This window comes from Microcoleus sp. Pol7_B2, from assembly GCF_036701035.1.
Taxonomy (GTDB): Bacteria; Cyanobacteriota; Cyanobacteriia; order Cyanobacteriales; family Microcoleaceae; genus Microcoleus.
The window spans coordinates 69891-82359 of record NZ_JAUBQB010000022.1; the positions used below are offsets into that span (position 1 = coordinate 69891).

The 12469-nt window shown below is 49.2% G+C and carries 9 protein-coding genes and 1 tRNA gene; 6 read left to right on the forward strand and 4 right to left on the reverse strand.

The window, feature by feature from the left end; translation table 11 throughout:
• Positions 1-16 precede the first annotated feature (16 nt).
• The 3 genes from QUA57_RS11425 to QUA57_RS11435 all read right to left on the reverse strand — a co-directional run bounded on the left by QUA57_RS11425 (position 17) and on the right by QUA57_RS11435 (position 2896).
• Positions 17-169: a hypothetical protein gene (locus QUA57_RS11425; RefSeq protein ID WP_333059478.1), complete on the reverse strand. Its 153-nt coding sequence runs from the start codon at positions 167-169 to the stop codon at positions 17-19.
• Between the two features lie 100 nt (positions 170-269).
• Entirely contained in the window at positions 270-1619 is a 1350-nt protein-coding gene (locus QUA57_RS11430) for a glycosyltransferase (protein WP_333059479.1), read from the reverse strand.
• A gap of 86 nt (positions 1620-1705) precedes the next feature.
• Entirely contained in the window at positions 1706-2896 is a 1191-nt protein-coding gene (locus tag QUA57_RS11435) for a glycosyltransferase (protein ID WP_333036321.1), read from the reverse strand.
• 1634 nt (positions 2897-4530) lie between these two features.
• Here QUA57_RS11435 and QUA57_RS11440 point away from each other — a divergent pair.
• Positions 4531-6165, forward strand: a complete 1635-nt coding sequence (locus QUA57_RS11440; protein WP_333059485.1) for an MBL fold metallo-hydrolase — start codon at positions 4531-4533, stop codon at positions 6163-6165.
• A 325-nt stretch (positions 6166-6490) separates the two neighbouring features.
• Here QUA57_RS11440 and QUA57_RS11445 read toward each other — a convergent pair whose 3' ends face one another.
• The gene (locus QUA57_RS11445; RefSeq protein ID WP_006633466.1) at positions 6491-6802 is read right to left on the reverse strand and encodes a DUF6679 family protein; all 312 of its coding nucleotides are present in this window, start codon (positions 6800-6802) and stop codon (positions 6491-6493) included.
• 830 nt (positions 6803-7632) lie between these two features.
• Here QUA57_RS11445 and QUA57_RS11450 point away from each other — a divergent pair.
• From QUA57_RS11450 to fba, 5 genes are all read left to right on the forward strand, one after another.
• On the forward strand, positions 7633-7788 hold the full coding sequence (locus QUA57_RS11450) for a hypothetical protein (RefSeq protein WP_158307982.1): 156 nt from the start codon (positions 7633-7635) through the stop codon (positions 7786-7788).
• Between the two features lie 12 nt (positions 7789-7800).
• On the forward strand, positions 7801-9876 hold the full coding sequence (locus tag QUA57_RS11455; RefSeq protein ID WP_333059480.1) for a CapA family protein: 2076 nt from the start codon (positions 7801-7803) through the stop codon (positions 9874-9876).
• A 134-nt stretch (positions 9877-10010) separates the two neighbouring features.
• A complete protein-coding gene (locus tag QUA57_RS11460) occupies positions 10011-10880 on the forward strand; it encodes an aldose epimerase family protein (protein WP_445304469.1) in 870 nt (289 codons plus the stop codon).
• 67 nt (positions 10881-10947) lie between these two features.
• A tRNA-Lys gene (locus tag QUA57_RS11465) sits at positions 10948-11019 on the forward strand.
• Between the two features lie 192 nt (positions 11020-11211).
• Entirely contained in the window at positions 11212-12291 is a 1080-nt protein-coding gene (gene fba / locus QUA57_RS11470; RefSeq protein ID WP_006633469.1) for a class II fructose-bisphosphate aldolase, read from the forward strand.
• Positions 12292-12469 lie beyond the last annotated feature (178 nt).

Sequence of the window (12469 nt, forward strand, 5' to 3'; positions counted from 1 at the left end):
AACGTTTTCGCATTTCTCACCGCACACCTCCGGCAGCTATCTGAGGTTCTAGCCCGGAGGCCTCCCAGGGCTGAATCTTAACCAAATTCTGAGTCGGCACCAGGGTCAGCTTGTCAGCAATTGGTTCTAAAAAATCAGCTTCAATTAATTTTATTGCCATAATTACCATTTTTAATTTTGGTTGTTTTTCCTTCAATTCCTATTTATTTATACTTACTTCAATGGTTCATTACACCTCTATTTTTGGTTGCTTATTTTGCCTAATTATGTCAGTTATAGGATGAACTTTTCAGCTTTTTATTGTCCAATAGTGTAAATAAAAGTAGAGGTTGAAGTAGGGTGTTGTCCACTAAGATAGGCTCAGAATGAGCAGCACTTTTGGGCATACCTTTAACCGCGATCGCCCGAGCCAGGGGTTCGGGAAAGTCAAGCGCCAGAATCGATCGCAAGTGAGCGCCCCGCAGTGGCTCTACACCGAATTTGGGAGTGACGTGACCGACTGACAGTTCACCGTAACGGAGGTAAATGCCCTCGGGTTTTTGCTCGTCAATGATTCGTTCTGCTGCTTCCCAACCTTCCTGCAAATCGATTTCAATTTCATGTCTGCCCAAGTCAGCATGAGTAGGCTCACCTTGCATAAAACTAGAAAGAGCCGATCGACTTTTCAACTCATCGATGACACCCCGCAAATACCAATAACCGCGCAATTTTGGCCGCAACCACCGCCAAGTTCCCCGCATCCGCAGGCTTTCGAGTAAATCAAGAACTTTTCTCAGTCCCAGTGCCAGCCAATCCACAGCAGCCGGCCAGAAAAACGTGACCGCCACCACAATTTGATCCACCAGCGAGTCAGCAGTTTCGTAGACTGCTACCGGCAGTATCGGTCTAAGTTCCGGGTGTCGGTGGCCGATCAAAACATCCGATCGCCCTTCCTGACGAGCTCGGCGGAAAGAGCGATCGAGATTGTTGGTTTCGTGTTCGTAATGAAAGCCCACTGCTTCAGCAGCCACAACAAAAGGTACATCAGCTTTCAGCAAACGCACCCCAAACTCGTAATCTTCCCCGCCGCAGTTCCCGAAAGCCGAATCAAAGCCATCGAGACGAGCAAACAGTTCTGCATCCAAAGAAAGGTTGCCGCTGAGCAAATCTTGATAAGTAAATCGGTGACCAGGCTGACTCATCTGATAAAACTTGTCTTCCCACCAAGCCCGCACATGTACGCCAAACAATGTAGTTCCTCCCTGCAACTTTGGCGGATAAGGACCCATGACAGCACAGCCCGGACGCACTTGGTGTGCCCGCGCGTGGCTTTCGACTAAAGACGGCAGCGCTTCGATGTCATCGTCCAGAAACAGCAGCAATTGCCCGGTAGCCGAAGCTGCTCCCGTATTGCGGGCGATGGAAGCACTCCGGCAATTTACCTCCATCGCGTGCAGTTTAAACGGAGCTTTGTAGTCTTGTAACATTGCCAAAGTATCGTCAATGCAACTATCTGCGACTACTGTAACTTCCATTAGGTCAATCGGATAAGTCTGCGAGTGCAAAGCATCAAGAGCGCGCCGCAGCGAAGAACTTCGGTTGTGAGTGGGAATAATTACGCTAACTTTTAAATTTTCCATATTTACATTATCAAAATTAACTTCATCTGCATTTCATCTGCATTTCATCTGCATTTCATCTGCGGTTAAAAATAATCTAAAAATCCCTATTTATTGCTCCCCTTAATTTCTTGCAACCACTTGCGAGACACAAAATAAGCCATCGGGCCACTGACACAGCCCCGCAGTTGAGCCAAAAGCAAATCACTAGGGATAGAATCCGCTTGCTTTCGCAAAGAAGCAATTAGTTCAGGAATTTGTTTGTACAACAGCCATGACAAGGCTAACACAGGCACACTGAATTCTCTGTTGATTACAAACATCCGCGTCCAGAAAGCATAGACTCCGATGCCGTAGCCTTGGAGCGTTTTTCGCAATTCTTCCCAAGTGCGCCGATGGCGGTGCCAGCTCAATGCTCTCGGCTCGTAGACAATGCAGTAGCCCGCGCGCAAAATGCGGGCAAAGAGTTCACAGTCTTCGCCACCCACCGTGGGCGTTCCCGCCCCCAAAGCTTCGTCAAACAGGCCAATGTAGTCGATCGAACTTTTCCGCAAAGCCATACTCGCCGAAACTCCCACAAGATGCACAATCAGGGGATTGCAGTGCGCCCCATCAAACACTAGGCGCTCAAATCCCCGCCCGTGGGGGCTGTAGCACTCAAACCATTCTTGGGCTTCGGTTTCCAGTTCCAAGGGCATCACCAGCCCCGTGACGCACATCACTCGTGGATCGCTGAAATTTCGCAAGAGCGATCGCAGCCAGTTCGGATCGGGGGCAGCATCATCATCTGTAAGGGCTACGAATTCATGTTTAGCTTCGCGTAAAGCTCGGTTACGGGCAGCGCTGGAGCCTGGTACGTCTTCCCGCACATAGCGGACTTGTGGGTAATTTTTGACCAGTTCCTTGGTAGCGTCCGTGCTGGGACAATTGTCAATTACTAAGTATTCCTGACCCTCGTCTGGGAGCTGCATCAGCGCGTCTAGACAGCGCCGCAAATCTTCCGGTCGATCGCGCGTGCAAACCGCTACTGTGGCGAGCGACAATGCCTCCACCGACCCCCGCTCATCCCATTCTAGAGTGTCGTAGACCAAGTTTTTCCAGAAGTTGTCACCAGCACAATTCCTCAGTGTTTTCCGTAATTCGTCACCGCCAATGCGGCCTCCGACTACGTGAAAAAGAGCTTGACCGATCGGTTTTCCGTGTAGTCGAATTAAAATCAAGGCTTTGCTGTAACGCTCCTCAACCGTAATTTCTGGCGGGAGTTTGGAGATTTCCAGCTCAAGAATAGCTGTTGCCATTTTAGATTTTAGATTTTAGATTTTAGATTGCGAAAAAATCCTAGATACTCCGTATATTACCGGATGTTTTTTACCCGAAATTGTTTTAGGGAATAGCAACTTCTCAATGCCATACTTGCCGAGCGCCGATCGCGAATCAAACATAAAGCCTCATTTGGTTATGGCTATTATTTATTTTTACTTTCGATGACCCGCTGATGTCAAGTTTTTTTCCTAATAATATTTTTTTGATCGAAAACCTTCGCACCTCAATGCACGTGTCAATTGCAGCCGTTATTTGCCGTCGGCGTCCTCCCCAGTCTCCCATTAATACCAAATCTCACAACCAGATTTTTTGATAAAACCGGGTTTGTGCGATCGCCCCTCATTTCAGATTTAATTGCGATCGGGTACTATTCTCTAAAACATACCAAACAATTAAACACTCTCGCCATTAAAACTTTGGCGGTTAAACCGCGCACGAATTAGCTGAAAAAACGTCCAAAACTCCACCCTAAATAAGACGCAGCAATGATAAAAAAACAGGAGATTACAGGCTAATTGGAGACTGAACGAGCTGAGATTACTTCTGGCAAGCTCGTGGTATTTTTATAGGATGAATATCATCTCTTGTCGGGGGATTTATGTGGCTATGTTTGGGGTAAAACAAAAAAACACATCGTTTTGTCCCCTAGTCAAGGAGAGAAATAAACAAACCTAATTATGGGCCAGTTAGCCGATTTTAGATTTGAGTTTTGATACTTCGGCGAGACTTTGGGCGAGCCGTCGAGTCCAGCTAAGTCGAGCCGCGCTCAGACGTTGGGCGAGCTGTCGAGTCGCCCTCAGTCGAACGATTTGAGATTTACTTCACAGATGAATCTGGAGCTTGAACAAGACTCTAAAACTTTGAGCTGCTGGCGATTCCTGTCGGAAACTTATATCCGTTTTTGGGCGGCGTCAAAAAGCCATTTAAACTCTCTCCTCGATAGCCACAAGGTTTGCTTAGAAGAATGTATCAAACTTTTACAAAGAAACCGATCAAACTCATAAAGCCTCTCTCTGCCCTGACAAAAGCAGTTAGCTAGCACGATGCTGGTTCTCCGTTTTTCAGATTGGACTATACACTGCCCTCAGAACCCTAAAAATGAAGAATTGTAAAGTTTTATCAAGATCTTTGGGCATCTGAATTAAAATCTTCTCATAAAAAAGACTAGCTTTTAGCAGGCGCAAATTGTGGAAAAAGGTTTAAAACTCAGAATATGAGATCGAGTTCGCTACTCTTACATGGTGCAATAAAATGTAACTTTTGATGCCAGAACCAGTAGCCTGAACTTTGTCGAAGGCCGAATGCCCGTCCGGCCAATGCCTTCGGAAAATCGCTTTCTTGGCGCTGCATCAAATCTTAAGTGCAATTACTTTCCTTGCACGAGAGCCGGAGCCTTCGAGCAAACATTTAACTCCAGGGCTTACGCACCACAACTTTAGATAAACCGGGTTTTTTTTACCGGGAGCGAGGGCGGCAACAAAGTGTTTTCGTTCATCAAACCCGGTTTCAGCGTCCGAGACTGAACTCGATCGAATGAATGCAGTCGCAACCAATGTTTAAAAGTGGCGATACTGCAAGTTGCGTGCAAAGCAGGGAGCTAACCGCAGTGATGGATCTGGATTGTTTACCTTACGGCGCAGGCCACGCACAGGAAGGGGTCTGTCTGCTAGTCCGAATGGGGCCGCACCGCATTTTACTCGACTGCGGTATAGAGGATATTGCACCGCTATCAGCGACACTAAATCGATCGCTGCCAGCCGATTTTGTGGTGTGTACCCACGCCCACTCTGACCATGCCAGAGGTTTGCTAGCACTCCATCAATCTTTCCCCCACTTGCCAATTTACGCCAGCGAAGTGACAGCGCGACTGCTACCGCTCAACTGGCCAGAAGTGGCTCATCAGCCAGAGTCCAGGTTCTGTCAGGGACTGCCCTGGCAGTCGCCGCTCGAAGTGCGCCCAGGACTGAGCGTGCAGTTGTTCCCGTCGGGCCATTTGCCCGGAGCGGCGACTGTGCTGCTGACTTATGCAGCCCCGCACCGCACCTACACAGTGGTTTACACCGGCGACTTTTTCCTGTCCAATTCTCGTTTGGTGGAAGGTTTGCCCCTGGGAGAACTCAGGGGCATGAAGCCTGATGTGTTAATTTTGGAAGGCAGTTACGGCACGGCGCGCCACCCTCACCGCCGACAACTAGAAAATCAGTTAGCCGATCGCATCCACCGCGCCATCGCCGACGGTTACTCGGTACTGCTGCCCGCCCCGGCCCTTGGTTTGGGCCAAGAAATGCTGATGCTGCTCCGCAGTCACCACTACTTTACGGGCCGCGACTTGGATATTTGGGTGGACGGCACTGTCGCCGAGGGGTGCGACGCTTATCTGGAACTGTTACCCCAATTTCCCACCGCCGTCCAAAATTTTGCTCTGCACCAACCTTTGTTTTGGGACGAAAGGGTGAAACCCCGCGTCCGCCGCCTGTCTGCCGAACAACGCCCCGGATTGGGAGCGACGCCCTGTATTGTGATTACTGACCAAATAGCTGATTTGGCTTTGTATGTTGCCGATGGCACACATCCTTGGATTTTGCTCGCCCCTCAAAAACCAGGATATCCCGTCAGCGACTGGCTGGGCAACAGGCCCGAATCTGGAGTCACAAGTGTCGAAACTTATCTGCTAGCCGAACACTGCGACGGGCCCGGGACGACCCAACTCATCCACAATTTGCGTCCCCAGCACGTAATTTTACTCCACGGTTCCCCTGCATATTTGGCTGACTTGGCTAACTTGGACGAGCTGCGAAACCGCTACCAGTTGCACACTCCGGCGGCCGGAACACTTGTCGAATTGCCTATCGGGGAAATGTTTTTGCAGCCCGCTATCCCAGAAACTAACTATGAGGGAGAAGTCAGCGAATTGGGGACAGAGGTAGCAATTAGCTTGCCCAGTCCGATTACAGCCGATCCTCGGTGGGCCAATTTTGCCGATACCGGTTTGGTAGAAGCGCGCTGGCAAGGCGAAGAACTGGTACTGCGGGGCATCTCCCAGCGGGAACTCCTTTTTCAAGGCAGCGCCGTTCAGACCAACCTCGAATGCTGCGGCAATTGTCAGCACTACCGCAGCCAGCGCTGTTGGAACCAGTCCAGTGCTTTGTTTGGCTTTAAAGTTACCCCCGACGGTTACTGTCCCGTGTTTAAAGCGATACCGGAGTCGCAACTTTTCCTAGATGGCGAAACAGACGGCGAATAAGCTGTCGGGCATCTAGAAACCAGCCTGCAGGCCTAGAAAACAAAAGAACAGCCCTGGACGCACCCAGACAAAAAACCCGGTTTCAGCAGGGGTAAGCTGTCGCCCATTGAATTTTTAAACTACTGTGTACTTACGCTCTTGTCGCGTGGGCAGGATATCCGGCCATCAAGCTTAAATTTAAAGGCAAAATAGCTTATGTGGTCACAACCCAGAATATTTTCGGCCTCAACCGGATTTTTTGCATAATAATTTCTCCACAAAAAAGGGAGAAAAGTAGTTTTCTTTTCCCCCAAGTTTTCCTTGTGCCTCAAGCGCGAGCTCAAAACTATTCCAAATTCGAGTCCGGGTAGTGATTGCGAATTTGTTCGGCTTCGGGACAATCGTCAGAAACTAGGGGTTCGCAGTTAGTTCGGGACACCGAAGCCAACTTCTGGGACACAGCTCCAATACTTTCGAGACGCACCATTTCTTCCCAAGAGCTGATTTCGTCTTCTTCGTCGGTTTCGTAGCGCAGCGTGACTAGATCCCCTTCAATATCTAGGATACGAGCGCGCTCTATCCAACGTTGCTGATCTCGAAGAAAAATAGAAACCTCACGACCATCACAACAGAGTTGATAGATTTTGCGCTGTAGCATTTGTCAGTTCTCCTGCGCAGTGTAACTTGCTTAAAATATGGTCTGTTTACCGTAACGTACTTTGGGTTTTACATCGGAAGGCACAGCCGTATGGACTAGCCAGTTTCACGTTTTCCGCAACTTTTGTACCGATGGGAGTTACCAAATTTGATTTTACCACCAAATCTATCTAGTACGCCATTTATCCAATTACAGGTTCTGCAGCCAGTGGCATCCCTCGTGAGAGGCATTTGCCAGCATAGATTGGAGCATTAGGACTTGACGACAGCACCCGATTAACAGCGACAATAACAACAGACTCTGCCTCAAAAATCTCGCTCTCTTTTGCCTCAATTCCCCCAGAAACCTCTTGTTTCGACGTTTGTTCGATCGCCCACTAACGCCTCTTGGCTCAATCTCAAATCTCAAATCTCAAAGCGAAAGCTCTAAAGCGACACTCAAACAGCGACAATAAAAACAGACTCTGCCTCAGAAATCTCCCTCTCTTTTGCCTCAAGTCCCCCATAAACCTCTTGTTTGGATGTTATTTCTAGCCCCCAGTACCCCCTCTCAACTCAATCTAAAATCTAAAATCTAAAATTTAAAATCGATTGTTCGATCGCCCACTAAAGCCTCTTGACTCAATCTCAAATCTCAAATCTCAAAGCGGAAGCTCTAAAGCGACACTCAAACAGCGACAATAAAAACAGACTCTGCCTGAGAAATCTTCCTCTCTTCTGCCTCAAGTCCCCCATAAACCTTTTGTTTGGAGGTTATTTCTAGCCCCCAGTAGCCCCTCTCAACTCAATCTAAAATCTAAAATCTAAAATTTAAAATCGATTGATCGGAGTGTGATAAAAATCACTGACAGCAGGCAGCCCCTAAATGTAGAAAATGGTGGCGGCCAACAACTAGCTTCAAAACGGGCAGCGGAACCTGTGGCGGTTAAGCTAAAAGAATTGCGGTTCCGTTCAAAACAAATTGGAGTCATCGCTCGTGCGTATTAAGGAGGCTAATTGATGGTGTACGCAGAAAATTGGTCGCAGCCGTCTATCTTGGAGCTAGCGCGATCGGGCAACTTTCAAGCCCTGAATTACTGGATTGACAGCTTGCTGCGCCCCGAAGGGATTTATGCCCGCGTCGAACAGGCTCAGGCCGGCTGCGTTCAAATCCTCCTAGAATTCCAGCGCGAATTTGCGCCAGAGACTACATTACTCGGGAGCACTCTCCGGGAAGGCCTAGTCAAATTTATTTGCCACCAACTCTGGAGACTCAACTCGCCAGCAGTAGAAGGAGTGCGAATTCACGCGCGCTTGGCTGGGGATGCAGACATTCTCTGGAAACAGTCAGTACGAATTGTCACTCCGGCAAACCGCCAGCGGCGGCGTTACCGTTCCCTACCGGTCGTCGATTGGGTTAAATTTAAAACGTATCGTTCTCTGCTGCTAGTGGGATCGGCACTTGCATCATTTATTTTAGGGTGTTGGGTCAGCTACCACGAAGCTCTCACCCTGCAGTCAGCATCTCCAGTATCCGGGTACCAGCAAGCTGCGGTAATGTCGGGGCCGCCTCCAAAACGTGCGGATACGGTGCAAGCGGCCTTAGAAGTGGTACCAGTAGTACAGCAAAAGCAAGTTGCTAATCGTTACGACCCAACAGTAACGCTGATGTTCGGAGGAAATGTGAATCTATCGGATGCGCTCGGAGCATCTGCTGCCAACGATCACCAATGGGCTTTCGCCAATATGGATGAGTACCGGCAAGCAGATGTGGCGATGGTTAACCTAGAAAACTCCCTGACTCGCTCTACATTGGGCTCTGCCAAAAAACAATTAAATTTTAAAGCCGATCCAGAATCGGTGAAAGTATTAACAGCCGGAGGAGTGGATATTGTCAATCTGGCAAATAGCCGCGCTATGGATTACGAGGAACCTGGGCTGGTGGAGACTATGAATACTCTAGATAGTAGTGGGATTCAACACCTGGGAGCCGGCAGAGATATTAAACAAGCGAGGCGTCCAGATATTATTGAAGTTAAGGGTCAGCGAATTGCCTACCTCGGTTATTACGATGCCGAGCTTAACGTCGCCGACCAAGGGAAAGCGGGCACGAACCCCCGCCGCAACAATCGCGTGGCCGAGGACATTCGAGCTCTTAGGGGTCAGGTAGACTGGATTATTGTTAATTACCACTGGGGAGTCGAATTGGCAGATTATCCGGGAGACTGGCAGATTGATTTGGCTCGGTTCACGATCGACCAAGGAGCTGATTTGGTAGTGGGACACCATCCCCAGGTACTGCAAGGTGCAGAAATTTACAAGGGCCGTCCGATAGTTTACTCGCTGGGTAATTTTATATTCGGCGGGAATGCTCGCAGGGATTACGATACCGCAGTCCTGAAAGTATCGCTCAAAGACAGGAATATGAAGGTAGAGTTTCTGCCTGTGGAGGTGAAAAAGTTTCAGCCGAAGGTGGTGAAGGGAGCCGCAGCCGATCGCATTCTCAAACGTGTCGAGCAAATTTCTAGTATTTTCGATCGACCGATGCAATCTTCTGTAGTTCTCGATGCCCTAGTCCAGCCAGGAGCGGCATCAAAAACTCCAAATTCTCCGCCAGGAGCAGCACAGAGCGGTACATACCAGCCCGGGCGAGGTTCCGGGGGAACCTCCGGTGAAAGCACTCAGCAAGGGCCCGGACAACCCAAGCCTACTTTGATTTTGCCGGCTTTGCCGGCTGCGCCCCAACAGCCGGACAACTCCTCATTTTTCCCGAACGGGACGGGGCCTGCAATTGAATCAAACCCACCTCCGAATCAAAATTTGCCGCCGCGCATCTACCCCACTCAACCTCAAAATCCCAGCCGGGAACCAGAGCCGTTTACAAAAGAGCCATTCATCAAAGAGCCGTTTATTTCGCCCCCTTCTCCCAGTCAAGGAGCAGTGCCGAGTCCCCAAAGCTCTCTTCCCCCCACTCGGGCTGTATCTTTTGAAGTCGCACTCAAAGGGCAGCCGACCTCAGCGATCGTACCAACTACCCGCAGCAACCGCTCCAAACAGCCGATCGCCCTGCCTCCCATAGCTGGGAGCATTGGTTAGCCGGTGGGGGCGGGAGCGAGGATGCAGGGGGAGGATAGGGGTGGTAATGGGTGAACATCAAGATACTAGGGACCAATTATTAACGATCGATTTACTGACAACCAATGATCAATGACCTACTACCGATGACAAATGTGTTTGCGATCGCGCTCAAGCAAAAGCAGTACAAAACCTATATCCTCTCCGACGAAACGGCTAACTCTACTCTAGAAGTTGTGCCGGAACGGGGCGGTATTGCCACTAGCTGGCTGGTTGAAGGCAAAGAAATCTTCTACTGGGACGCGGAACGGTTCGCCAATCCCGATCTAACTGTACGTGGCGGGATTCCCATCCTGTTTCCCATCTGCAGCAATCTCCCCGAGAATACTTACACCCACAAGGGAGTCGAGCGTAAGCTCAAACAGCACGGCTTTGCTCGAGACTTGCCTTGGACAATAGGTGAACAAGTTACGGAGGGTTGCGCCGCTCTTACGCTGATTCTCGATAGCTGCGACAAGACGCTGGCTGTTTATCCCTTTGATTTCCAACTAGCCTTCACTTATCAGATTAAAGGCAATTCTTTGGAAATTTTTCAGCGATACACCAATCTGTCTACCGAACCCATGCCGTTTTCTAGTGGTTTGCACCCCTACTTTTTGGCGACGGACAAATCTAAGCTCCGCTTTGAGATTCCGGGGATGCAGTACAGAGATCAGAACACCCATGAAAAGGGTTACTTCACCGGGGTTTTTGACGAGACGCTGGATGAAATTGATGTTTCCTTTGACGAGCTCACTGGTCTTGCTGCTACTGTCACTGACGCGGCGAGCGGCTTGCGGCTCACCCTCAGTTACAACTCCAGCTATGGGAAGTTGGTTTTCTGGATGGTGAAGGGCAAGGATTTTTACTGTTTGGAACCTTGGACTGCTCCTCGAAATGCCCTCAACACTGGCGAACACTTGATTTATTTGCAGCCGGGAGCGACTTGCGAGATGCTGGTTCGCATGACTGCAAATTTTATTTAAAAAACACTTGCTATTTCAAATGAGGGGTGCTACTATTAGAAATTGTGTGCGGTAACAATGTTTTCGCGGGTCGCTAGCTCAGCGGTAGAGCATTCGGCTTTTAACCGATTGGTCTCGGGTTCAAATCCCGGGCGACCCATAAAAATTTGTGAGTTAAGAATTTTGAGTTTTGAGCTGAATGCTCGGAACTCAAAATTTTGTTTTTTGAACTTTTAAGTAAATCTGGAAAGATAGTGCGCGATCGGTGGCAAATTGTCTTAATATTATCGTAAGAATTAAGCTTGTCCAAAATTCACTGCCCAAAAATCACAAATAATTAGGAGGAATATCTATGGCGCTTGTACCTATGCGATTGCTGCTCGACCACGCGGCTGAAAATGGTTACGGCCTACCGGCTTACAACGTCAACAACATGGAGCAAATCCAAGCGATCATGCGCGCTGCTGACGAAACCAACAGCCCTGTGATTCTGCAAGCTTCTCGCGGCGCTCGCTCCTACGCTGGCGAAAATTTCCTGCGCCACTTGATTTTGGCAGCAGTTGAAACCTATCCTCACATTCCCATTTCCATGCACCAAGACCACGGCAATGCCCCCGGCACTTGCTATTCTGCCATGCGCCAAGGTTTCACCAGCGTGATGATGGACGGTTCTCTGGAAGCGGATGCTAAGACTCCCGCCAGCTACGAGTACAACGTTCAAGTTACTCGCGATGTGGTGAATGTTGCTCATTCGATCGGCGTTAGCGTTGAAGGCGAACTGGGTTGCTTGGGTTCTCTGGAAACAGGGATGGGCGAAGCAGAAGATGGCCACGGCTTTGAAGGTGCGCTTTCTCACGATCAGTTGCTGACAGATCCTGAACAAGCTGTGGATTTCGTCGAGCAAACCGGCGTTGATGCTCTAGCAGTCGCGATCGGCACTTCTCACGGCGCTTACAAGTTCACTCGCAAGCCGACTGGCGAAATTTTGGCAATCAGCCGCATTGAAGAAATTCACCGCCGCTTGCCGAATACTCACTTGGTAATGCACGGTTCTTCTTCTGTGCCCCAAGAATTGCTGGAAATTATCAACAGCAACGGCGGCAAAATCCGCGAAACCTACGGCGTACCTGTGGAAGAAATCCAAAAAGGCATCAAGTGCGGCGTTCGCAAGATCAATATCGATACTGACAACCGTTTGGCGATTACCGCTGCGGTGCGCGAAGCTTTGTTTGCTAAGCCCGATGAGTTTGACCCCCGCCACTTCTTGAAGCCGTCGATCAAGTATATGCAGAAGGTTTGTAGCGATCGCTATAACTCTTTCGGTTGCGCTGGTCACGGTACAAAGATTAAGCAAGTGTCTTTGGACGATTTTGCAGCTAAGTATGCTAAGGGCGAATTGAGCTCTTCTGCTAAGAAGACTGTGGCTGTTTAAAAATTTTAGGTTTTAGATTTTAGATTTGTCTGAAGTCTAAAGTTAGGATTGCCGGGTAACTGTGGAGTTGCCCGGTTTTTGTTTGTGCGAGTTTATGTATTTAGGGCTTGCTGAATAATCGAGTGCATATTGCGTCGCGAAAGGTTTCGAGCGCGTGATCGAGAATAAAGTGCAAGAT

Coding starts and splice junctions, on each gene's coding strand:
- QUA57_RS11425 (WP_333059478.1), bottom strand. CDS start 169: ATGGTAATTATGGCAATAAAATTAATTGAAGCTGATTTTTTAGAACCA.
- QUA57_RS11430 (WP_333059479.1), bottom strand. CDS start 1,619: ATGGAAAATTTAAAAGTTAGCGTAATTATTCCCACTCACAACCGAAGT.
- QUA57_RS11435 (WP_333036321.1), bottom strand. CDS start 2,896: ATGGCAACAGCTATTCTTGAGCTGGAAATCTCCAAACTCCCGCCAGAA.
- QUA57_RS11440 (WP_333059485.1), top strand. CDS start 4,531: ATGGATCTGGATTGTTTACCTTACGGCGCAGGCCACGCACAGGAAGGG.
- QUA57_RS11445 (WP_006633466.1), bottom strand. CDS start 6,802: ATGCTACAGCGCAAAATCTATCAACTCTGTTGTGATGGTCGTGAGGTT.
- QUA57_RS11455 (WP_333059480.1), top strand. CDS start 7,801: ATGGTGTACGCAGAAAATTGGTCGCAGCCGTCTATCTTGGAGCTAGCG.
- fba (WP_006633469.1), top strand. CDS start 11,212: ATGGCGCTTGTACCTATGCGATTGCTGCTCGACCACGCGGCTGAAAAT.